Genomic DNA, 21,900 nt, shown 5'->3' with positions numbered 1-21,900 from the left:
TAGCCGTTCCCGCTTCTCGAGGCCGGGTTCCGGCAGCGGCAGCGGAGCAGTTCGCGGCAGCCCGGGGTGGGCAGGTGTCGGCGTTCGTGACTCGGACCAGCCGGGGAGTCGGCCAGCGATGCCCGTGGGAGCTGGTGTCTATGGGTGGGCATTCGGACTCCGAGCGCGGGGCGGTGGCATGGATCATCGCGGAGGCCTTGATGCGACAGCGGTGCGGCAAGGTGACACACGCATTCGACTCTTGGAGGGCGGCCGCGCTGGGCGGCACTCCGCTGACTGGGCAACGGCGGCAGTTGGTCACGGCGTTTGCGGAACCGGTATTTAAGCCGCAGAACGATCCGGCGGCCAAACCGCATCACGGAGTGCCGGGCCATGTAGGCGAATGGCTCTGGTACTTGCTGGCGTTGGAAAGCCCGGATACGCCCGCACGAGCACGGGAGTACCTGACCCCACCCAAGGACAACGTCAACGACTCCGGTGGAGACGGTCTGGTGATCTATCGCTCACGTTCAGGCACCGGACCAGAACTTCTCTTCCGTCTATGGGAGATGAAGAAATACACCGGTAAGGATGATTCGGTCACCGACACGGTTCGCGGTGCCTGGGATCAGCTATCGGAACATGGCATCAACTACGTGATCTCCCAGATAGCCTGGGCCGACCGGGAAGTCTCTGGCGACGTCGGCACGTTTGTCAGCGAACTGGCCGATCTGTGGCTGGAAGGGCATCCCAGCAGCGGTGCCGGGGTGAGCGTGGCCACCAACACGTCTGCGGCTCCGAAACAGCGAGCCTTCACCACGTCTCACGAGCGCATTCCGCACCTACGGCACGATGGTCAACTTGAAGGCGTGATCGTGGCCATCGATGACTTCCCCGATTTCGCCCGGCACGTTCAGGAACTGGTGTGGACCGCACTGTAAACCCCGAAATCCTCGCGATCGCGCTCGGCGTCCACGAGGCTGGCCTGCTGCCGTCCCCAGATGAACTCGCTGCATTGATCGCCGAGGTTGAAGTCGGCGCTATCAGGTCCGAGGCTGGCGTTTCGGACCAACTGCTAGGGACAGCCTGGTACCTGCACGGCATCGCTGCGGCTCTTGAAGGCACCGAACTGTATGATCCGGTTCGGCGCCGACACGCCTTCGCCGTCAGCGCCCACATTCTTGAACTGGCTCTGGACGACCGCCGCAATCGTCTCGACACCGCCAATGGGCCCGAGGACGACAGGACCGGCGAAGACGACGACCTGGCGGAGACCGCAGACGCGGAGGATCCCGATGAGGTTCGAGCCCGCCGTCTGGCACTGGCGTTCGGCGCCCAGGTTGGCTACCGGCGATGTGAGCAGGACCCGAACGCTGCCGCAGTTTTCCGTCAGGTCGACCCACTCCTGGTCACCGAGGAGTCGCTGGCCTCTCACCTGGATACCCTCGCGGTTGAGGCCGGGGTGGCTTTTTTGGGCTTGCAGCGACGCAGGCTGACCCGGGTAGTACGCGTATGGCGAAGGCAGTTGGGCGATCTGCAGCGACTGGCCGGCGTCACCGATCTACGAGAGAGCATGTATGGCCCGGCGCAGGCCGTCATTGAGGCGGTTCACAACCTGACGCTGTTTCTCACTCGTGCCGACCCCGCAGCATTGGAGACCGCCCGGGCCCACCTGCAAGGCGTGGTCACCGGCAGCGCTGGCCTGGCGGACCGCTCCGCTCGATGGGTCGCTGCCCATCTGCTGGAACTCCTGGATGACCTGGCAGACGGCAGTCTCCAGCGGCTACTGCCTCCCGATACCCCGCCAGCACTCGCCCAGGCCTTTGCCCTGTCCGACCCCCCAGTGATGACGCTGTGGCCGCCGCAGCGCGAGCTGCTGCAGCAGTCTCGCCCGCTGGACCCGGCCACCTCCCGGCTGCTGATCAGCGTGCCGACCAGTGCTGGCAAGACACTCATGGCACAGTTAGTCATCTGCGCCCATCTGGCTGCTGACGCCGGTCGGGTGCTGTATGTCTCGCCACTGCGCAGCCTGGGCCGGGAGATGCGCCAGGCCCTTCGCTCCCGGCTACGGGTGCTGGGCCGCAAACTCGGCGACGACCAGCCCGACTTCCCCGCGCCCGGCGCCCAGGCCACAGTCGGCGACGCAGACGTGGAGGTCCTCACTCCCGAGCGGCTGATGCACGCCCTACGGCAGGACGCGAATGCGGCCCTGGAGGGGGTGGGCCTGATCGTGGTCGATGAAGCTCATCACATGCAGCACACCGAGCGCGGCTTCCTCCTCGAAGGACTGCTGGCGTTCTGCCAGGCCCATCCAAGCCCACCGCGGCTGGTCCTGCTGTCTGCCGCGGTCGGCAACCACGCTGAGCTCGCAGCCTGGCTCGATCCCAGCCAGCCCGCCAAGGACGTCGTGTTCACCTCACAGTGGCGCGGGCCCCGTCGGTTGCACGGCCTGCTGAGCCCGATAAAGTTCACTGACCAGCTCACTCGCACCAAGCTCCCGCCGCGCGCGAACCGGACCCGCAACACCGAGGCAGTCCTGCCGATGGGCCTGCGCATCAGCGTCCGCCCGACCTCGACCGGCAAGACTTTTCACATGGCCACTCAGCGTGACCAGCCGCTCGGCCAGCGGATCTACCGTGAGAAGTTCCCCGGCGACACCACCGGTAAGCAGACCTCATCAGTAACGAACTACGCCCTGTTCGCATTCGGGGCTGCACATCTATCGCGCGCCGGCAGTGTCTTGGTGGTCTGCACCTCCCGCGTCGCCACGCGCAACACCGCCCGGGCCATCGCCGCCCTCCTGCCCGAATTTCCGCCCGCGGCCCCACTGGCCGGTTTCCTCGCCGACACTCTCGGCGCCGACCACCCGATCGTGGACTGCGCCCGACACGGGGTCGCCTACCACCACGCCCAACTGCCCGCCGAGGTCCTGCACGCGGTCGAGGACGCCCTACGCAGTGACCAACTCAAAGCACTGTGCTGTACCAGCACCCTCACCGACGGGGTCAACCTGCCGGTGCGCTCCGTCATCATCAACAGTGAGGTCGACGACGGTCTGCCACGCACATGGTCCGGCCAGCCGCAAATGGGACCAGCGCAACTGCTCAACGCCGTTGGCCGTGCCGGCCGGGCCGGACGCGAAAGCGAAGGCTGGATCCTGCTCACCCGCCACCGCGACCCGCGCTCCCCGGACTTTGCCTTGCTCGAACCTAGTGCGGAGCGCCTGCAAGTGTTGTCCGCGCTCGGCACCGATGACGCCCTGACCGACCTCGCCGCCGCCGAACAGCTGATTGCCGACACCGCCGATGCCATCTTCAAGCTCGCCGAGAACCACGCTGCCAACTTCGTCTCCTACGTGTGGTTCACCCTAGACGCGCTCTCCCGCGTTCCCACCCTCACAACCATCGAGCCGATGGCTGCCGTCGGGCGGCTGCTGGCCATGCGACAGCTGCCGCCCGATCTCAAGGACCGCTGGCTGCATCTGGCCGCAAAGGTCGCCGAACAGTACGAGGCCACCGAACCGGCCGCCCGGCGGCGCTGGACCACCCCGGGCACCAGCATCGGCACCGCCCGCACTCTGGACTCGATCGCCGAAGCCCTCACCCAGGCCCTCCTGCGAGACCCCGCCGCCACCGCGCCGGCCTACGAGGGCATCTGGGCGGAGGTCCTGGCTGGCGTGTTCCCCGACGAATGGCCACTCCAGCGCACCCTGGACTTCTTCACCCAATACGGCGTGTACGGCGTTCTGCTAACTTTCCCGGAAGCCAAGGAAGCGTGGACTTTCACCGAGAAGCGGACCGGCACCAGGGCTCGCCTCCACGTAGACATCGCTGCGGCGATCACCGGATGGACCGGTGGCACGACCATCCCCGACCTCGCCGACGCCTGGCTGCCGGGCCTGCCTCGCGAATGGGCTTTGGAACAGACCGTCAGCAACATCAGCGTCACCTTCGAGCACTATCTTGCCTGGACCCTCGGCGCGCTGACCAACCTCATCAACACCCGTCTGGAACAAGCACGGGCCGAGATCAGGCTGCCCGCCACCGTCGGCTGGCACCTGCGTCATGGCGTCGACACCGCTCAGGCCCTCGCCCTGCTAAACGCTGGAGTCACCTCCCGCCGCCTCGCCCACCAGATCGGCCGGTCGGCCAACGACCGGAACATCGGCGCCGATGAACTGCGCGCCTGGCTGACCGACCTCCACATTGACGGATGGCGCCGCGAATTTTCCGCCACCTCCTATGAGATCAACGACCTGCTGGACTACGTCCGCACCCGCCGCCCCAGCATGATCGGCAGCCTGCTCGACGCCAGACGTACCTCCTTGCATGTCACCACCACCGGAGTGACAGTCGATGACGGCCTCCCCGTTCAGTTGAGGTTCGCTCCCGGTCCTCAGCCATCGCCCCTGACCGCCGAAGCAAACCAAGGCACTGTGGCTATCATCCCGGCCGACGCGTATCTCGACGTCCTCACGATCATCGACAGCGGAATCGATTTCGACGCGACCCTCACTGACGACCGGCTCACTTTGAGCCTGCGGGCCGCCTGGTGACATCCACACCATTCAGCAACCCGGACTTTAGGATGAGGGGGGATCTTCAATACGTTGGGTAGGGGCGCCCGTTGCACCATTGCTAATGGTGTGGTCTATTCGGGACGGCTCCGCCTAAGGTCGACTTGCAGCCGGGCCCTGTGCTGGTCGCCGTAGATGGCACTACATTTCTGGAACCCGGCATGTTCCGGGCGCGCTGAGCCTCTGGGAACCTTCGCTAAGCAGTGCGCGTCCTCGCTCGTATAGTGCTGGGATCACGAGCGGATGGAGGCGGGGCGTGACGGCAGGGAGTAACCCAGAGGCAGCCAGGCCTCTGCAGGTCCGGCAGGTCCGGCAGGCCCTCGCGCGCGAGTTCGACGGGCTGATCGACGTGGGGGACGGCGGCTTCTCCCGATACCGCGAGATCTTGTTCTTCTCCCGTGCCCTCGCGGCGAAGGCAGTGCGGATCGCAACAGACTGCACCTCGCAGGAGGCGGCCACGGCTGTCACCGACGGAGCGGATGACTTTGGCATCGATGCCGTGGCCGTGTCCTCGGCCACTGGTGAGTTGTGGTTGATCCAGGCCAAGTGGAGTGACCAGGGCACGGCCCAGTTCACGTCCGCCGACGCCTCCAAGCTCCTCAATGCCTTTCGGATGCTGGACAACCTGGACTTCGACCGCTTCAACGCCCGGTTCCAGGGCTTCGCGGACCGGATCCACAGTGTGCTTGCCCAGCCCATGTCCCAGGTCCACCTCGTCGCCGCCGTCATGGGGCCGGCGGCACCAGCGACGAGTGCCCTGCAACTAATCCACCGGGAGTCCCCCGACCTAGGCGCCCGCACCGACCTGAGGGTGCTCGCAAGCAGCGACCTGCATGCGGCGATCCGTCAGGACCTGGCGCCACAATCAGTGACCGTGACGGCCACCTTCGCCGACGGCTGGTACGGGCAGGACCTGCCGTATCCCGCCCACGTCGGCACAGTCACCGCGGACGAGATCGCCCTCTGGTACGAGCGGCACGGCGGAGAACTACTCAACATCAACGTACGCCGCTCGCTGGGGCACACACCGGTCAACGCCACGCTAGACGACAGCCTGGCCAAGAACCCCGAGAACTTCTGGTACTTCAACAACGGGATCACCGTGCTGTGCGAGTCAGCCACCGCCGAATACTTCGGCCGCCGCGCCCAGGGCGCGCCGGTGCGCCTCACACTGGCTGACGCGCAGATCGTCAATGGCGCACAGACCGTGGCATCGCTGTACCGCGCCTTCGCGGACGATCCGCAGGCGCTCGCCGATGTGAAGGTCATGGTGCGGATCATCACCGTCGGACAAACCCCGCCCGGGTTCGCCAGCTCGGTCACGGTGGCCACCAACACCCAAAACCATGTGGAGCAGCGTGACTTCATTGCGCTGGACCCGGTGCAGGCCTACATCCGCGACGACTTCCGGCTCACTCTGGAGAAGGACTACATCGTCAAGCGCGGTGAGCTTGAGCCCGCGCCCGACGCGGGCTGTACCGTGCTGGAAGCGGCCACCGCGCTGGCCTGCGCCCACCCCGACGCACGGATGGTCGCAGGAACGCGTGCCTCCACCGACTTCCTGTGGCAGTCCGCCCCGGAGGGCGGCTATACGCAACTGTTTGCCGAGCCGCCCACCGCCGTGCAGATCTGGCGCTCGGTGCAATTGCTGCGCATCGTGCAGCAGACCGTCCACGGCCTGGCCGCGACCTTGCCAGGCCGGGCTGCCGCGATCGCGGAGAGCGGCGCCCTCCTGGTGGCTCATCTGGTGTTCCAGCGCACGAACATTGAGGCGATCGACGACCTTGACGCGGACTGGCAGCCCACGTTGGACGCTGCTGTAAAACTCACCGCGCAGGCACTGGCGCACCTCATCGCCGAAGTCGACCGGCTTTACGGGCCGCATAGCTTCATCTCGCGCACCTTCTCACAGGCGACCGCGTGCCGGGACCTGGCTGCAGCAGTTCTGGCCTCGTTCGAACGACAGGGGCACCACCCCGAGCTCGCCGTCTATCAGCGTCCCCCTGAGACGCGCCGCGGGCGGCGTCCCAACCCTGTGCGGCTCTTGGTTGATCAGCACCGGCTGCCGGAGGGCACCCAGCTCATGTACCACCCCGGGACCCGTGAGGACGAGGCGATCGGAGAGTGGTTGAACGCCGACCCGAACCGGTTCATTGCGACATGGACCAACGACACGGCCAAGCCCCTGCTGTGGGCGGCGGACGGAGGCCGCTACTCCCTCGCCGGTCTGATTCTGCACATGTGGCGACAGGCAGGTTGGGACGACGCCCCGATCGCGGTGCAGGGCAGTAGGCGCTGGGCTCTGCCCGGCGGCCCCGCATTGAGCGACCTTGCGCAGGAGCTGTGGCACGAGACCCACACCACCGAGCCGTACCCGGGCGAGAGTGGCGGGGACGTGAGGCGGGAGGACGGCACGAACGGTGCCTGAGCCACGGATCATCGCCAAGCGCTACGCGCTGCGCGAATCGCTCGACGAAGGCGGCATGGGGCAGGTCTGGCGCGCCTACGATCTGCTCTTGGGCCGCGATGTCGCCGTCAAACTCATCCTGGACGACCTCGCCGCCCACCATGACGCCGCCGCCTTCGTGGAACGCTTCCAACGAGAGGTGCGTGTGACCGCGCAGCTGCACCACTCGGGCATCCCCCAGGTGTACGACGCCTTCCTCGACGGCACCGCAGACCGCATGTTTATGGTCATGGAACTAGTACAGGGCGTTTCCCTGAAGCGCGTGATCGACGTTTCCGGGAGCGTGCCTTCGGTGTGGGCCGTGTGTCTGGCCCTGCACGTATGCGCCGCCCTGCACCACGCTCACGAAGTCCACGTGATCCACCGCGACATCAAGCCAGCCAACATCATGATCACGGTCGACGGCGCCGTGAAGGTTCTGGACTTTGGCATCGCCATGGCCCTGGGAGCGGATGCGCCCACCCGCCTGACGAAACCCCAACAGATCATCGGCAGCCCGCACTACATGGCCCCCGAACAGTTCGACGCGGGGCACATCACGCCGCAGACCGACCTCTACGCCTTGGGCGTGGTCCTGCACGAGCTCCTGGCAGGTGAGCGGCTGTTCGACGGGGGCAACATCGTCAACCTGATGTGCGCGCACGTGCTCCAGCCGCCCGCACCAGTGCGCAGCACCCGCGGGGATGTTGACCCGCGACTGGAACGGCTCATCCTCGATCTGCTGGCCAAGCGAGCCTACGAACGCCCCAACAACGCCCGCCACGTGATCGACGAGCTCCTGGGACACCTGCCACACCAGCATCCCGGCTACCTGTCCTTCCCTGACCTGCCGACTTTGACAGTGCCCCCGGTGCCGATACCCGGTGGCCCACTGCGCTTGCCGGCCGTCACGTCGACGGCCGATCCCCAGCAGCGCCACATGCCGGTCGGCGCGGTGGGACGCGCCGACCGCCTGGCGGTCGCCCAGGCCCTGTTCGAGGCGGGCAAACTGAGCTCGGCACTGTCGGCCTATGAGGCCCTGGTCGCCGAACTCGGCCTCCCCGGCACACAGGCGGCGGACGACGCCCAAACCTGCCGTATCCAGGCCGCCCGCTGCCGTATCGGACTCGGCCAGCACCAACGTGCGCTGGACGATCTCCAGCGTGAACTGGCCCTGTTGAGCAGGCACCGGGCACCCACGGACACCGTGGTCCTGGAGGTACGTCTGTACGTTGGCCTGTTGCTCCGCGACGTGCACCGCTTCGCGGAGGCAGCCCGGGAGTTGGGCAGCCTGTACAAGGACCTGGTGGATAGGAACGGTCCGGATCCTGCCCTGGTGGGCCAAGTGCGCGAGGCTCTCATCGGTATTCGTCGGAGGCCGCCGGGCGGCCACTCCGTTTGACGAGGCATGGGACGGTTCCTGGGAAGACCCCGGGGCCACGCGGGGAAGCCGACACATAGAAACCCGACACATGACTTGACTAATGAACCGGTCAGCAGGACCTGCTCTCCCGGCTCCAGCCCCGCGACCCGCAGGACGTCATCGCCGACATCAGCCTCTTCCGCCCCGGGCCGGTCGCCGGCGGCATGCCCGAGCGGTACATCGCCGCACGGCACGGCGGCACACCGGCGTACGCCCATCCCGACCTGGAGCCGGTGCTCGCCGACACCTACGGCGTGACCATCTGGCACGAGCAGATCATCGAGACGCTGTCGGTGATGACCGGCTGCGACCGCGCGCTGGCCGAGGTCGCCCGGCGGGCGCTCGGCGACAAGAAGCGGCTGCCCCGGATCGAGGACTGGTTCCACCGCCTGGCCGGCGCCCGGGGGTACGACGCGGCGGTGCGGGAGCAGGTCTGGAAGACGGTCGAGGCCTTCGGCGCCTACGGCTTCTGCCGGGCGCACGCGGTCGCCTTCGCCGTACCGGCGCTGCAGAGCGCCTGGCTCAAGGCGCACCATCCGGCGTTCCTCCTGGCCGGCCTCCTCGAACACGATCCCGGTATGTGGCCCAAGCGGGTCCTCGTCTCCGACGCCCGCCGCCGTGGCGTGCCGATCCTCCAGGTCGACGTCAACGACTCCCGGGTGAAGCACACCGTGGAGAAGACCGACGGGGACAGGTGGGGCGTACGGCTCGCCCTGTCCGCCGTACACGGCATCAGCGAGGAGGAGAGCGCGCGGATCGAACAGGGGCAGCCCTACGGATCACTGTCGGACTTCTGGCAGCGGGCCCGCCCCAGCCGGCCCGTCGCCGAACGCCTCGCCGAGATCGGCGCCCTGGCCTCCCTCCACGAGGACGGCCTCACCCGGCGCGACCTGCTGCTGCAGATCGCCGAACTCCACCGGCAGTCCCGCACCCGCTCCGCGGGCAAGGGCCAACTGCCCCTCGACGCGGGCGCCGTCGGCGGGGCGGAGCCGAGCGGGCTGCCGGAGATGACCGGCCGCGAGGCCCTGGCCGCCGAGCTGAACACCCTCGGCATCGACGTCTCCAAGCACCTGATGGAGCACCACCACCGGCTGCTGCGCGAGATCGGCGCGACCGACGCCACCCACCTGGCCGGGATGCGCGGCGGGCAGCAGGTGCTCGTCGCCGGCGTCCGGGCCTCCACCCAGACCCCGCCGATCGCCAGCGGCAAGCGGATCATCTTCGTCACCCTGGAGGACGGCTCCGGCCTGGTCGACCTGGCCTTCTTCGAGGACTCCCACCCGGCCTGCGCGCACACCGTCTTCCACAGCGGGCTGCTGCTGGTGCGCGGCACGGTCCAGGTGCGCGGCACCCGCCGTACCGTCGTCGGCACCATGGCCTGGGACCTGGACGAGATCGCCGCCGCCCGCCGCGACCGGGGCCCCGAGGCCGCGCTCGCCCTGCTCGGCGCCGACCGGCCGCACCCGACGCCCGCCCAGACGCCCGCCCAGCCGCACCGCGTCCTGGTCAACGGCACCACCGGCGCCCGCCTCCATCCGTACGCCGATCTGCAACCGGCCGGCAGCCGTTCGGCGGACCTGAAGAAGTTCGGCTACACCAGCCCCGGTTCTGCGGGCTGACCACGCGAGGCCAGGGGACAATGGGGGGGATATGAGCCTGAGGTTCTTCGACGACAGGCGTCTGGCGTCCGACCTCTACGCCGCGGCGAGCCAGGACACCGGCCCCGAACAGGTCGGGTCGGGGATCTCGCGCGTGCTCGCCCCCATCGTGGCCCACGACGCGCTGAGCCTGGTGGGAACCGACCCGGCGACCGGTCCCGGTCTTGGCAGTTTCAGTTTCTGGCACCAGTACGACCCCGTGCTGGTCAGGGAGCTCGTCATGCACCGGCATCTGGGGGGCGACCCGCAGCGGCCGGCGATCCCGACTCTCCTGCGGACGCCGGCTGTCGTCGTGGGCGCGGGCACCGACGGGTCGCCCGCGTCCGACCCGCGTGTACGGGAGATCCTCACCACCCACGGGGCGAGTTCCGAGCTGCGTCTGCTGCTCCAGGACAGGCGCGGAGTGTGGGGGGCTCTCGGGCTGCTCCGCTGCGAAGGTGCCGCGCCGTTCAGCCAGGACGACGCCCGGCGGGCGGCCCGGCTCGTACCGGCGCTGCTGGCCGCCCTGCGCCGGTACGCGACGGCCGGCCCTCTCTGCCCCGAGGTTCCCCCGCTGTCCGCGGGAGTGATCACCGTCGGTCCCGACCACCGGATCAAGGCCGTCAGCCCCCAGGCGCGGCTGTGGCTGGACCAGTGGTCGGCGCACGCCATCCCCTCGTGGGTGCCGGAAGCCTTCTTCGTCTCGCTCTCCCTCGTCGCCCGGGCGGAAGCCCGCCGTCAGGACGGGGCGCTTCCCCTGGTGTGCGCGCCCCCGGCCGCCTCCGGCCGCTGGACCACCTGCCAGGGGCAGGTGCTCGACGCGGGCGCCACGGGTGATGTCGCCCTCGTCGTCCAGGGCGCCACATGGGACTTGGTCATGCCGTCGTTGTGCGCGTGGTACGGCATCACCCCCCGAGAACGCGACGTCGTCACGCAGCTCCGCACGGGGGCGTCCGTCAAGCAGATCGCCCGGCGCCTCGACCTGTCCGCGTACACGGTCAACGACCATCTCAAGGCGGTCTTCCGCAAGACCGGAGCGGACGGGCGCGAGGAACTCAGCGCCGCGCTGACCCGCTGATCCGCTGCCTTCCGATCCGCGGTCTGTCCATCCCTGAATTCAGGGGGTCCCGGCGACACGGATCCCGCCCAGCATGAGAAGGGAGATCGGAACATCCGCGGTCGGTTCGCACAACCAGGCCGCTCACCGAAGGGAAACGGACATGACTGACACGGCAAGCGTCAGCGGAGGCAAGGCACTGCTGAATCCGGAGATGGCCGCCCAACCGTTCGACATCCGGGGCCACGGCGTCTTCGAAAAGGTTCTGGATGTGCCTGGCTTCCTGGGAGCACACGCCTTCGTGGTCGGCAGCGTCACGGAGTTCAACCGAGCCTCCGACAAGCCCATCATGGGGGACGCGGTCATCACCCTGCACAGCCTGGTGGCCATGGACGGGAAGAAGGTGGCGGTCCGCGTGGAATCGAGCTGGCCCGAGGACCTCGACATCAGGGTCCAGCTCCTGTGGTTCCTCACTTGAACCGCTCACCGACCCGGCACAGCAGAGGAGGGGCGCGGGCAACCGCGCCCCTTTAAATTCGCACACATATTCGAACAAGCGTTACGGTGGGGCCAGCGGAACTCAAGCCCGAGAGGAGGGTCGCCGTCATGGCCTCGCCGCACCGGCACATCGCCCACCTCCACCTGCATACGGTTCCGAGCGAGGAGCAGTACGGAGCCATAATCGAACTGGTGTCCGGCATCACGCCTCACGTCCAGGCCGTCCCGCCCCAGGCCGTCCAACTGGACCTGACCTCTGCGCTCCGCTACTTCGGCCTGTCCCCCTACGACGTCGCCCAGTTGGCGAAGCTCCGGCTGAAGGCGCTCTACGACATCGACAGCAGCGCCGGACTCGCGGGCAACCGCATGCTCGCCGCCATGGCGGCCGACGCGTCCGCGCCCGGCGAGACCACCTGGGTCCCCGCCGACCGGGCGGAGGAGTGGCTGTACCCACGTCCGGTCACCGCGCTGCCCGGGATCGGGCGCGCCACGGCCGACTCGCTCCACCGGTACGGGCTGCACACCATCGGCCAGGTCGTCGAACTGCCCCCGGCGACCCTGCAGCGGCTCCTCGGGGCCGGCCCTGCCCGGCTCCTCGCCGAGCGCGCCCGCGGCCACGACCCGCGCCCGGTCGTCCCGTCCGAGCCCGCCGCGCACCTGAGCGCCGACCTGGTCCTGGAGCGGGACTGCCTCGACCCGGCGCAGCACCACCGGGCGGTCCTGGGGCTCGCCGACCGGATCGGGCAGCGCCTGCGCGGCGAGGGCCTGGCCACGGGGCGGCTCACCCTCACCGTGCGGTACGCGGACCGCAGCTCCACCACCCGTACGCGCGCCCTGCCGGAGTCCACCGGCCACTCGCCGGCCCTCGCCGCGACCGCCCTGGGGCTGCTTGCCGCGCTCGGGCTGCAGCGGGCCCGGGTGCGCGCGTTCGCGCTCCGCGCCGACGACCTGCTGCCGGCCGGCGGCGCCTACCGTCAGCTCTCCCTGGACCCCGGCGACGCCCGCGCCCGCGCGGCCGAGGCCGCCGCCGACCGGGCCCGCCGCCGCTTCGGTCCGGAGGCCGTCCGTCCGGCCGCCCTGGGGCGGGTGGCCCGAAGTGGTGGGCCCGTACTCCGTATTGACGAGAAGTCAATTTTTACCGACGCGTAACTTCCCAGTGATGGCTACTCGTGCGTAGCTTGGCCTGAAGCAGAGCATCCCCACTTGTGGTCCGGGCCGCAGGGCTTACTGCCGTCGTTCGTTTCTGATTTCCCTTGAGCCGCAAGGAGATCGCACGATGCTGCCCTGGAAACACGCGCTCAGAACGCTCTCGGTCCTGCTGCTGACCGCCGCCGCGACCCTCGCCCCCACCGCCGCGGCCCAGGCCGCACCCGCCCAGGCCGCCGCCACAAGCCGCGGCTGGAACGACTTCTCCTGCAAGCCCTCGGCCGCCCACCCGCGCCCGGTCGTGCTGGTCCACGGCACCCTCGGGAACTCCATCGACAACTGGCTGGGACTCGCGCCGTACCTCGTCAACCGGGGCTACTGCGTCTTCTCGCTCGACTACGGCCAGCTGCCGAACGTGCCGTTCTTCCACGGGCTCGGCCCGATCGACAAGTCCGCCGAACAGCTCAAGGTCTACGTCGACAAGGTCCTGGCCGCCACCGGCGCGCCCGAGGCCGACCTCGTCGGGCACTCGCAGGGCGGCATGATGCCCCGTCACTACCTGAAGTTCCTCGGCGGGGCCGCGAAGGTCAACGCGCTCGTCGGGATCGCCCCCGACAACCACGGCACGACCCTCAGCGGCCTCACCAAGCTGCTGCCGTACTTCCCCGGCGCCGAGGAGTTCATCAGCGCGAACACCCCGGGCCTCGCCGACCAGATCGCGGGATCCCCGTTCATCACCCGGCTCAACGCGGGCGGGGACACGGTCCCGGGCGTCACGTACACGGTCATCACGACCAAGTACGACGAGGTGGTGACCCCGTACCGCTCGGGCTTCCTCGACGGTCCGAACGTCACCAACATCGTCATCCAGGACAAGTGCGCCCTGGACCTCTCGGAGCACGTGGCGATCGGGACGGTGGACCGGGTGACGTTCCACGAGGTGGTCAACGCCCTCGACCCGGCCCACGCGACCCCGACGACCTGCGTCTCCGTGATCGGCTAGCGAAGGCTCAGCGCTTCAGCGCGCTGCGCGGCGGCCGCGGCCGCGGCGGGTCGCGCCGAAGAGCACGGCCGCGCCGAGCGCCAGGACGGCGGCGCCACCCATCGCCAGGTACGAGGTGGTGGCGTCGCCCCCGGTCTCGGCGAGCCGCTCGCCCTCACCGGCGGCCGCCGGCTCGTTGGGCGCGGTCGAGGCGGCCGGCTCCGAGGCGGCGGGCTCCGACGGGGTGGTCGCCGGCTGCGAGGTCGCCGGCGCCGGGGCCGTCGCCTCCGCGCCGGTCCCGGCGTGCTGGTCGCCGTGGCCGCCGTGCTCCACGGAGGACTCGTCCGTGCCCGCCTCGATCTCCTCGTCGGTCGGCGCGGAGGCCGTCGGGGCGGGCGCGCCGCCGGTGGTGCCGTTGTCCTTGCCGAAGACGACGTCGGAGCAGGTGTAGAAGGCCTCGGGGGAGTCGGAGCGCTGCCAGATCGAGTAGATCAGGTGGCGGCCGGACTTGTTCGGGATGGTGCCGTCGAAGACGTAGTCGCCGTTCTCCATCCGCGGGTCGGTGACCGTCGCGAACGGCTTGGCCTCCAGGTCCGACCACTTCAGCGGCTTCGACGGGTCGTAGCCGTCCTTCGTCACGTACAGCTCGAAGGAGCCCCGGTGCGGGGCGGTCCCCTTGTAGCGGAAGGTGTGCTTGCCGGAGGCGAGCGTGCTGGCGGGCCAGTCGCCGCGCGCCAGGTCCAGGCCCCGGTACTTGTCGTTGCCGGCGCTGCAGAGCTTGCCGTCCGCGATCAGGTCGCGGTGCTTGCCGGCGGCGTTGGCGATGTTCACCGCGTTCCAGTCGTAGAACGCCTGCGCCCCGCTGGCCGCCACGGCCGCCTTGCACGCGGCCGACTTCGGGCTCTCAGGACCCTCCGCGTAGCACGCGGACACCCGGCTCACCGGATCCGTCATCGACCCGTGCGCCACGGCCGGCGAAGCGGCGAGCCCGGCGAGCGCGAGCGGCGCGACACCGAGCGCGAGGACGGCGGAAGCGGTACGGCGAGCGGTCATGCGGAACAACTCCTTGGAGGGGGGACGCCTGGGGTTCGATCAGCAAGCTAGCCGCCGAAATCCGCGAAATCGCCTGCGAGGAGGGGCTGATGGCGATCCTTATGGTCGCTTTAAGGAGCCGCTAAGCGGGGGCTCAGGGAGCACCCGGCGTCCTGTGTCGCGGGGCTGGCGGGACCAGCTCTTCCCGTCCGCGAGCGTCCGCCGGCGTCCGGCTTGTGTCGTGTCCGTTGGCTCCCTGTGTGGCTCTCGTGGGGAGCCACACAGGGCCGACGCCCGTATCTGCTTTGTCAGTCCGGACGGACCTCACCACGTCGCCTTGGCCGCCTGTCGGCGACCGCGTTAGGGGCACTGGGGTCCGCGCCTGACCGGCGCTGCGGATGCCAGACGCCTTCTGAGCCATAGGAAGGGGCCGCATGAGATGAGGGGCGAACGATCAGCGAGAGGCGGGGAGCTCCTACCTGGGCTCGGTGACTTCGGTCCCGGGGTTCCGCAGGTGTGCACTGCTGTTTGGTGCCAGGAGTAGTTCGGGGAAGGGTCGGAAGATCTCGAACGGAGTCGACCAGCGTTGATCTAAAGGCCTTCTCTCTAGTCCGGCTGCCCTGTCGATGCCCTCGATGGTGAGGCCGCGAGGCATGGCCGTCAGTCCTGGATCCCTTCTGCCCACTCGTCAAAAGCGGCAGCAGTGGAAGCTCCGCATTCGCGTACCAGCTCAACGAATGCGCCATCGTCAAACTCTGGGAAGTAGATGGGAATCAGCCCAAAGAATGATTTGGAGAGATCGACACGGTCGACATCGATCTGGAATGGCAAATTGTAGTGCATTATCGTATTCCGGAACGGCCTGCTGCTTCTTCTCGTGATCACTTGCGCGGAGGGGGAACATGAAATGCTTCTGGCGATCCGTTCGGATCGGGTGGTGAGCGGGTAGGCGGAATCATCGAGTAGTAGCCGCACGCTGCGTAGTACCTGATATACCGAGAGGTATCCAACCTTGAAGGCGGTGTAGTCCAGGTGCTGTCGGTTAATCCCAGCCTCCATGACCAGTTCGGCGAAATTTAGCATTGCTCGAAAAGTCGTGAGTAGGGCGTTAATTTCAGGAGTGTCTCGACCGTTGAAGATCTGCCGGTAGTAAGACTTGGCTCGGACGTCACGCGGCTTGGCCAAGGCTGCCACCTGTAGCGACCTGATAAAGGTCTGCTCGCCCTGACCTTCTAGGTTGGCTCCAAGGGCGCCGAAAAAGGACCCATACTCTTCGAACACTGAACTGATGTACGGCCCAGAGTTCGGTGCGAGCAGCCGATTCGTATCGAAGCCGAGATGGAATGTTGCTGCGTGCGTAGTGGAAATGAGTCGACCGGCGTAGAAGTTCAACCCGAGATCGGTCTCGAAGTGGCGTGCCAGGGGCAGCCAGGTGTTGTTGAGGAACCTCTCTGAATGCGCAGCGAGCACGTCATCGCGGAAGTAGGAGAGTTGTCCTTCGATCCCGCGCTTTGTATCCTCGAAGAGCTTCAGGGAATGCCGGGAGCGGGCGCTAATGGAAAGGGCATCCTCGGAGAAGACTGTCGAAATTTCTGGGCTCAGCTTCTTGAGCTTCTGGAGGGATTCGTACATCGCCAAGGAGAGATGGGGGACCATGCATAGCGCCATGGTGGAGCTCAGGTACGGGTCGTTGCACAAATTCAGATCGCGCGCAAAGCGGCCAAAATAGTTGGCGTCGCTGGTGATGCCTGACCAGATGACAGCGTTCCGCGTGTCCGTATCCATGGTGCGCAATCATGTCAGCGCGCCATGGGTGTTGGCGATCAGGTTTACAGAAAGTACTGCTGAGTACTCCAGTTGTGGATCGTGATCTTCACGTCTGGGTTGCGGCCTGTCGTCGGTCTCGCGACGGATCTGTCGCTGATGGTGTCCCGGTTCAGCCTTGGCAAGTTCGATGACGGCCCAGTCGTAGAACCGCTGTCGTGAAGGTCAAGATCTACAGCCCGAGTACTACGCGGTCGCGGTCCGTCTCGCTGCGTTGCGCTTCAGTGCAGCTGCGGGGAGGTAGTGGCTTCACTAGCTGCTCCACGTGCGACCCTGGCAGCACCAGACGCTCCCGGAAGGAGGTGCCGTGCCGGAGGCCAGCCCGCGCGGAACCTATCTGCTCATCGCCGACGTGCTGCGGAAGGAGATTGAGAAGGGCCTGGATGGAGATGCCCTGCCGTCCGAGGCTGCCCTCATGCGCGCGCACGATGTCTCACGCAATACGATCCGGCGCGCGCTCAAGAAGCTTGAGGCTGAGAAGCTGATCAGCTCCGAACCTGGCGTCGGCTGGCGGTTGGCCAGCGGGCCCATTCCGCCGCTCGTTGAGCGTATGTCCGCCCTGATCAACGAGGAGGGGCTGTCGGTGGGAGACGGCTACCCGTCGGAGTCGAAGCTTTGCGAGCTGTTCGGTGCCTCGCGTACGGCCGTGCGTCGTGCCCTCGCGCAGATGGAGGGAAGCGGGCTGCTCGTCGCTGTCCATGGCAAGGGGCGAACTGTTCGTGCCCTCCCCTCCCGGCTAGAGGGGCCGTAGCCTTGGCGCTCATGGGGCTTACTGAGTGGGCGTACTCGCTCTCCGAATCGCTGTTGTCCGAGCCGTTGCCGCGCCGCTGGGCGCATTCCCTCGGGGTCGCTAAGCGGGCCCGCTCACTGAGCCCGATTCTCGGGAAAGACTCCGAGCTGCTGGAGGCTGCGGCGGTCCTGCACGACATCGGCTACTCGCCCTCGCTCGCTGTTACCGGCTTTCATCCGCTCGACGGGGCCCGATTCCTGCGCGATCAGGAGGGAGCCGACGAGCGGGTTGTGCGGCTCGTCGCCCACCACTCGTGCGCGCTACTGGAAGCTGAGGAGCGTGGGCTTCGGCAGGAGTTGGATACCGAGTTCGCATTGGAGCGGCCCGAGCTGGTGGATGCGCTCATCGTTTCCGACATGACGACGACTCCATACGGCGAGCACACGACGCCGGCGGCGCGGCTCGACGAAATCGTGCAGCGGTACGGCCCGGACACCATCGTCGGCCGGTTCATCCAGCGGGCTGCCCCGGAGATCCATGCCGCCAACGAGCGGGTGGAGCTGCGCATGGCCGCAGCAGTCGGCGCTCAGCCGATGTAGGGCTCCCCGCGCGAGGCGTCCAGGCCGTGTTGGATGCGGAGGCGCATGGACGGGTGAATGTCGAGGTCGTTGAGGTCCGCTGGGTCTACCCAGCGGACCTCTTTCGATTCGCCGCTCGTACGGAGGGAACCGCCGACGGGCCTGGCTCGGAAACAGATCGAGAACTGTTGGCGTACCTCACCGTCGTCATACGCGAGCACGTGCTCCGGGTCGGTGTAGAGGCCGATGATTCCTATCACCTCGACTGCGATGCCGGTCTCTTCCTCGACCTCGCGGACGGCTGTCTGCGCGATCCGCTCGCCGATGTCGTGGCCGCCGCCCGGCAGCGCCCACAAGCCGTTGTCGGTCTTATGGATGAGCAGGAGCCGCCCCTCACCGTCGCTGACTACGACAGTGACCGAGGGGACCACCGAGTTGGCTTTCGGGGCCCGTGGGTCGCGGAAATAGTCGATCCGGGTCATGAGCGTGCATCTCCGAGGTCCGTCGGGGAGGAGATTCTCCGGGCGCTCTCCCACACTCGCTCCAGGCTCTCAGCGTATGCGTCGAACAGCTCGCCCCCCGGCACTCGCTGTAGGTGGAGGACCGGCGCCATGTACGCGCCGACGCCGTACAAGTGCCCGTTGGCGAGCATGGCGTCATCGGATCGGTAGATGGAGTTGTAGAGCGTGGTCGAGTGAAGTCGAAACTCGACTCTGGGGAGCCCGAACAGCGGTGCATAGTTGACCAGCGCGTTGCGAATCTTGCTGGCCATGGCGCCCCCGATTCCCTCGTCACCGCCGCGCACGGCAACTGCAGCCGACTCCGGGTCGCCGAGCATGAACCTGATCGGGACTCCGTCCGCGGACTTCTCCTTCACCACCTGGTGGAAGGTCGCATCCTCGGTGAGCCAGAACCCTGAGTAGACCAAGACGTCGAACTTTCGGCGGGCGCCGGCGTAGAGCTGCGGCCAGAGATGGTTCGGAACAACCGAGCGGTGCGGGTAGAGCTGGACAAGCTCGGCGTTGCCCGCTTCGGTGACTTCAGCAGACGTCCGCTCCTCTGGCCACAGGTAGGACAACTCTCGCTGGAGGAGAGAGGCTGTCGCGTACTTGAAGCGCCTGTACGGCTGGCGCTTGGGATCGTTGATCCAGCGCTCCACCGTTTTCGCGGACACCCCGAGCCGCTCGGCCACCTGATCCAGGGTCATGCCGCTCTCGATGATCGCGCCGCGTAAGCGTTCGTTGGCCATGCCGTGCACTCCCCGGACGGGACGAGTTGGGACGGCTTCACCGTAGCCAAGACGTCCTGTAGCCGTACATGCGTGGAGTCCAACGTCTGGCCAGATCGGGCCAAGCTGGAGGCATCGAGCGGGACGGACTCGCAGACGCCAAAGACCCAAGGGGACTTGACGGTGCGAATCCTTCTCTGCATGATGAGGAACAGGTAGTACATGTACCTCATCGGGCTTTGGTCCGGCGAACCGTGCTGCCTGAGCTTGTCGCCCGGAGAGCTCCGTGTAGGCGGGTCGGCTCGATGGAAGCGCCAGTTGGCTTGAGAACTGAACAGCGTGATGAGGGTTAGCCGCCTGTCCTTAGGCACAACAAGGCGGCCGGCGCGGCACAGGTCCGCGCACCCAATCTCTCCGCGGCTCACTGCTGCGGCCGGTTGCCTCCTCCGCCCGTCCGGCCCGTTCGCGGGTGCCGTACGGGCGGGGTTGAGGGGAGCCGGATGGTTCCAACGGCGAGAGGCCCCGGAGTTGCACCTCCGGGGCCTCGGTTCGGGCCGTTCCTGACTGGAAGGAACACACCCAATGAAGTCCATCGCTGCACTTCAGGCTGTTGTTACGGCCACCCTGTTTGACGGTGAGCCGTCGGACGCGGAGCTGGACGCGATCGAGCTGGAGATGCCGCTGATCGAGGCGGAGCGCGACCTGCTCGACGTGGAGATCGCGACGCTCGACCGCACGCCGTCGGTGCTGGACGCCCGGCGGATCCGCCGGGCCCGCCGCCGCGTGATCGCGGCCCGTATCGCGGTCGCCAACCAGGGCGCCTCTGGTTCGTCGGAGGTGGCGTGATGGCCGCGACGATCACCGCGCACCTGACCGGCCGGAACGACCGGTGGCGCCTCTACGTGCTCCTGCCCGGGCCGGTCGCCGACTGGCCCGAGTACGACCTGGGGTCGGGTGAGATGCCGACCGTTCGGGAGCGTTCACGGGCGCTGAACGCGCTCGGCTACGTGTTCACGGACGGCGCCGAGTGGCGCTGGACGGAGACCACCCTGTGGCCGAACGACCCGGACGCCCGGGCGTACCTGATCGCGTCGGTCGAGGTGCGGGAGGCCCGGGAATGAACAGTGTTCAGATCCGTTCAGCCGAGCGCGCTCTGTCGGTCGGCACGTGGCTGATCGTGGCCGGCGCGATGCTCTACTCCATCCTCACCGTCACCCCGCTCATGGCCGCTCACACCCCGGACAAGTGGGACTGGACGGCGCCGATCCTGCCGCTCGTGGTCGACGCGGCGGTGGTCATCGTGGTCCGCCTCGACGCGGTGCTCGCCCGGTTGGGTGGGCACGGTGGCCGGTGGCCCATCGTGCTGCGGTGGATGACCGGCTGCATGACGCTCGCCCTGAACGTGGCGGACTCCGCGCTGAGGAAAGACCTGGTCGGCGTGGCCGTACACGCGGTCGCCCCGCTCCTGCTGATCGTCACGGCGGAGACCGGACTCGCCTACCGCCGCGCCATCACCGCCGCCCTAGCGGCGCTGGAGACCGAGCGGAAGGCCGAGCAGGCAGAGCCCGACCGGGAGATCCGGGAACGGCGCGAGGCCGAGGCGCGGCGGGTCCGCGAGGAACGCGAGCACGCCGAGACGATCGCGCGTGAACAGCGCGAGCATGAGGCTCTCCTCGCCCGTGAACAGGCCGAGCGGGAGGAAGCCGCACGCCGCTTGGAGCGTGCCGAGCAGCAGGAGCGCGAGCGGGTCGAGCGGGAGGCCCGTGAACACCGTGAGCGCGAGCGTGAACAGCAAGAGCGGGAGCGTGAACGCCTTGAACGCGAGGCCGTTCACCGCCGCGAGGCCGAGCGCCTGGAGCGCGAAGCCGCCGCCCGCCGGGCGGAGTTGGAGCGGGAGGAGCGGGCTGCTCGTGAACGGGCCGCGCTGCTCGCCGGCGGTCCGGTGAACGAGAAGCTCCCCGAGGAACACGCCCGTCAGATCGTCGCCGCCGCCGTCGCGGAGGGCTTGTCCGTGAGGGCGGCTGTGGACCTGTGCGGCTGGTCGGTCGGCTGGGTCTCCACCCGCTACGCCGAGCACCGCGACAACGCCGCCGGCCGGACGCTCGAAGGGGCCACGTCGTGAGTGGGCTGCCGGTCTATCGGTGGCGGTGCGCCCCGGACGGGCTGAAGACGTTCCGCCAGCTGCGGGCGATGGGCCTTCGCCCGGGCGGTCAGGACGTCGCCGCTCAGCTCGAACGGCCCCGGCGCCGCCGGGGCCCGCTGGTCGCCTACCTCTACCGCATCGACCGGGCCAAGCCCGTCCGCCCCATGACCCCCGCCCGCTGGGCGGCCCTGGAACGGGCGAACACGGCCCGCCGGATCTGCCCGAACTGCCGCCGCGACGCCGGGTATCGCATCCCGCCGTCCCTCGGCACGTGCACCCCCTGCGCCGACACACCCACCGCCGTACGACACGGGACTGGAGAACCTCTGTGAGCAGCACCAACGAGCAGAACCCCGCCCCCGCGAACGAGCAGGGCTCGCACCACTACGTGCTGACGCTCGACCTTCCCGGCCGCGCGTCGGGGACCTGGACCGGCACCCTCACCCCCGGCACGGCCAACACCCGCCACGACCTCTACCGGCAGCTGCGCGAGCAGATCAGCGCCAGCCAGCCCGAGTTCGACCGGGCGAACGTCGGCTTCTTCTCCCTGGAACCGAACAGGCTCTGACCTGCAACACCTCGCCCAGCAGGACCCGCACGCCCGCGCCCTAGGAAGCCTTG

Annotated in this window: 19 protein-coding genes and 1 pseudogene; 16 read left to right on the top strand and 4 right to left on the bottom strand. The window is 68.0% G+C overall.

The window, feature by feature from the left end; translation table 11 throughout:
- The first annotated feature begins 173 nt into the window (after window positions 1–173).
- From ACFWRO_RS15015 to ACFWRO_RS14975, 9 genes and pseudogenes are all read left to right on the top strand, one after another.
- Complete coding sequence (locus ACFWRO_RS15015; protein WP_384509637.1) at window positions 174–920, top strand: hypothetical protein; 747 nt, start codon at window positions 174–176, stop codon at window positions 918–920.
- Complete coding sequence (locus tag ACFWRO_RS15010) at window positions 905–4,534, top strand: DEAD/DEAH box helicase (RefSeq protein WP_384509634.1); 3,630 nt, start codon at window positions 905–907, stop codon at window positions 4,532–4,534. The genes ACFWRO_RS15015 and ACFWRO_RS15010 overlap by 16 nt, the downstream gene beginning before the upstream one ends.
- Before the next feature lie 277 nt (window positions 4,535–4,811).
- On the top strand, window positions 4,812–6,983 hold the full coding sequence (locus ACFWRO_RS15005; protein ID WP_384509631.1) for an AIPR family protein: 2,172 nt from the start codon (window positions 4,812–4,814) through the stop codon (window positions 6,981–6,983).
- Window positions 6,976–8,403: a protein kinase gene (locus ACFWRO_RS15000; protein ID WP_384509629.1), complete on the top strand. Its 1,428-nt coding sequence runs from the start codon at window positions 6,976–6,978 to the stop codon at window positions 8,401–8,403. Before ACFWRO_RS15005 ends, ACFWRO_RS15000 begins: the two co-directional genes overlap by 8 nt.
- An 89-nt stretch (window positions 8,404–8,492) precedes the next feature.
- Window positions 8,493–10,043, top strand: a pseudogene (locus tag ACFWRO_RS14995) (OB-fold nucleic acid binding domain-containing protein); the annotation flags it as partial.
- Between the two features lie 31 nt (window positions 10,044–10,074).
- Window positions 10,075–11,139 carry a helix-turn-helix transcriptional regulator gene (locus tag ACFWRO_RS14990; protein WP_384509627.1) on the top strand — a complete coding sequence of 355 codons (1,065 nt, stop codon included), beginning with the start codon at window positions 10,075–10,077 and terminating at the stop codon, window positions 11,137–11,139.
- Between the two features lie 142 nt (window positions 11,140–11,281).
- The gene (locus ACFWRO_RS14985) at window positions 11,282–11,596 is read left to right on the top strand and encodes a hypothetical protein (RefSeq protein ID WP_384509625.1); all 315 of its coding nucleotides are present in this window, start codon (window positions 11,282–11,284) and stop codon (window positions 11,594–11,596) included.
- 128 nt (window positions 11,597–11,724) lie between these two features.
- Window positions 11,725–12,765, top strand: coding sequence for an ImpB/MucB/SamB family protein (locus ACFWRO_RS14980; protein ID WP_384509622.1), 1,041 nt, complete (start codon window positions 11,725–11,727; stop codon window positions 12,763–12,765).
- 127 nt (window positions 12,766–12,892) lie between these two features.
- A complete protein-coding gene (locus tag ACFWRO_RS14975; RefSeq protein WP_384509619.1) occupies window positions 12,893–13,765 on the top strand; it encodes an esterase/lipase family protein in 873 nt (290 codons plus the stop codon).
- A 15-nt stretch (window positions 13,766–13,780) separates the two neighbouring features.
- Here ACFWRO_RS14975 and ACFWRO_RS14970 read toward each other — a convergent pair whose 3' ends face one another.
- A complete protein-coding gene (locus ACFWRO_RS14970; protein ID WP_384509617.1) occupies window positions 13,781–14,797 on the bottom strand; it encodes a lytic polysaccharide monooxygenase in 1,017 nt (338 codons plus the stop codon).
- 639 nt (window positions 14,798–15,436) lie between these two features.
- Window positions 15,437–16,561 (bottom strand): hypothetical protein, encoded by a 1,125-nt coding sequence (locus ACFWRO_RS14965; RefSeq protein ID WP_384509615.1) that lies wholly within the window; start codon window positions 16,559–16,561, stop codon window positions 15,437–15,439.
- A gap of 346 nt (window positions 16,562–16,907) precedes the next feature.
- On the opposite strand from ACFWRO_RS14965, the gene ACFWRO_RS14960 reads away from it, so the two are divergent.
- Both ACFWRO_RS14960 and ACFWRO_RS14955 read left to right on the top strand, forming a co-directional pair.
- Window positions 16,908–17,351 (top strand): GntR family transcriptional regulator, encoded by a 444-nt coding sequence (locus tag ACFWRO_RS14960; RefSeq protein WP_384509613.1) that lies wholly within the window; start codon window positions 16,908–16,910, stop codon window positions 17,349–17,351.
- Between the two features lie 11 nt (window positions 17,352–17,362).
- The gene (locus ACFWRO_RS14955; RefSeq protein WP_384509611.1) at window positions 17,363–17,929 is read left to right on the top strand and encodes an HD domain-containing protein; all 567 of its coding nucleotides are present in this window, start codon (window positions 17,363–17,365) and stop codon (window positions 17,927–17,929) included.
- Here the strand turns inward: ACFWRO_RS14955 and ACFWRO_RS14950 are convergent.
- Together ACFWRO_RS14950 and ACFWRO_RS14945 are read right to left on the bottom strand one after the other, a co-directional pair.
- Window positions 17,917–18,390 carry an NUDIX hydrolase gene (locus ACFWRO_RS14950; protein ID WP_384509608.1) on the bottom strand — a complete coding sequence of 158 codons (474 nt, stop codon included), beginning with the start codon at window positions 18,388–18,390 and terminating at the stop codon, window positions 17,917–17,919. The two genes, ACFWRO_RS14955 and ACFWRO_RS14950, sit on opposite strands and share 13 nt — an antisense overlap.
- On the bottom strand, window positions 18,387–19,157 hold the full coding sequence (locus ACFWRO_RS14945) for a helix-turn-helix domain-containing protein (RefSeq protein WP_384509605.1): 771 nt from the start codon (window positions 19,155–19,157) through the stop codon (window positions 18,387–18,389). The genes ACFWRO_RS14950 and ACFWRO_RS14945 overlap by 4 nt, the downstream gene beginning before the upstream one ends.
- Window positions 19,158–19,718: 561 nt before the next feature.
- Between ACFWRO_RS14945 and ACFWRO_RS14940 the strand changes: the two genes are divergently transcribed.
- Genes ACFWRO_RS14940 through ACFWRO_RS14920 form a run of 5 tightly spaced genes read left to right on the top strand, consistent with a single transcriptional unit; the run spans window position 19,719 to window position 21,847 of the window.
- Entirely contained in the window at window positions 19,719–19,982 is a 264-nt protein-coding gene (locus ACFWRO_RS14940) for a DUF6284 family protein (protein ID WP_384509603.1), read from the top strand.
- Window positions 19,982–20,257, top strand: coding sequence for a DUF6303 family protein (locus tag ACFWRO_RS14935; protein WP_384509601.1), 276 nt, complete (start codon window positions 19,982–19,984; stop codon window positions 20,255–20,257). Before ACFWRO_RS14940 ends, ACFWRO_RS14935 begins: the two co-directional genes overlap by 1 nt.
- Window positions 20,254–21,258 carry a DUF2637 domain-containing protein gene (locus ACFWRO_RS14930; RefSeq protein WP_384509598.1) on the top strand — a complete coding sequence of 335 codons (1,005 nt, stop codon included), beginning with the start codon at window positions 20,254–20,256 and terminating at the stop codon, window positions 21,256–21,258. Before ACFWRO_RS14935 ends, ACFWRO_RS14930 begins: the two co-directional genes overlap by 4 nt.
- Window positions 21,255–21,611, top strand: coding sequence for an RRQRL motif-containing zinc-binding protein (locus ACFWRO_RS14925; protein WP_384509595.1), 357 nt, complete (start codon window positions 21,255–21,257; stop codon window positions 21,609–21,611). Before ACFWRO_RS14930 ends, ACFWRO_RS14925 begins: the two co-directional genes overlap by 4 nt.
- Window positions 21,608–21,847: a hypothetical protein gene (locus ACFWRO_RS14920; RefSeq protein ID WP_384509592.1), complete on the top strand. Its 240-nt coding sequence runs from the start codon at window positions 21,608–21,610 to the stop codon at window positions 21,845–21,847. Before ACFWRO_RS14925 ends, ACFWRO_RS14920 begins: the two co-directional genes overlap by 4 nt.
- Window positions 21,848–21,900 lie beyond the last annotated feature (53 nt).

This window comes from Streptomyces sp. NPDC058579, from assembly GCF_042718575.1.
In the GTDB taxonomy this organism is placed as follows: domain Bacteria; phylum Actinomycetota; class Actinomycetes; order Streptomycetales; family Streptomycetaceae; genus Streptomyces.
This window is presented reverse-complemented; position numbering and strand designations above follow the sequence as displayed.